Origin of the sequence: Pseudomonas paraversuta, assembly GCF_904063065.1 — a bacterium.
Lineage (GTDB): Bacteria > Pseudomonadota > Gammaproteobacteria > Pseudomonadales > Pseudomonadaceae > Aquipseudomonas > Aquipseudomonas paraversuta.
The window spans coordinates 1-408 of record NZ_CAJFCL010000060.1 but is presented as its reverse complement, the minus strand read 5'-3'; the positions used below and the strand labels follow the sequence as shown (position 1 = coordinate 408).

2 tRNA genes and 1 rRNA gene are annotated in these 408 nt (G+C 50.2%); all 3 read left to right on the top strand.

Features of this window, described 5'->3' with window-relative positions:
* Positions 1 to 56, top strand: a 16S ribosomal RNA gene (locus JQ845_RS22935); the annotation flags it as partial.
* Between the two features lie 122 nt (positions 57 to 178).
* A tRNA-Ile gene (locus JQ845_RS22930) sits at positions 179 to 255 on the top strand.
* A gap of 30 nt (positions 256 to 285) precedes the next feature.
* A tRNA-Ala gene (locus JQ845_RS22925) sits at positions 286 to 361 on the top strand.
* Positions 362 to 408: the final 47 nt, after the last annotated feature.

The window sequence follows — 408 nt, the reverse complement described above, 5'->3', positions numbered from 1 at the left end:
GGGTGAAGTCGTAACAAGGTAGCCGTAGGGGAACCTGCGGCTGGATCACCTCCTTAATCGACGACATCAGCTGCTCCATAAGTTCCCACACGAATTGCTTGATTCATTGAAGAAGACGATAGAAGCAAATTTAAGCTCCAGGCTGATAGCGCACGCTAACAGTTACAAGCTCGAAATTGGGTCTGTAGCTCAGTTGGTTAGAGCGCACCCCTGATAAGGGTGAGGTCGGCAGTTCGAATCTGCCCAGACCCACCAATTTTGTGTGGAAAGTGCCTGTAGAAATATGGGGCCATAGCTCAGCTGGGAGAGCGCCTGCCTTGCACGCAGGAGGTCAACGGTTCGATCCCGTTTGGCTCCACCATTACTTGCTTCTGTATCGTAAAGCTTAGAAATGAGCATTCCATCAAA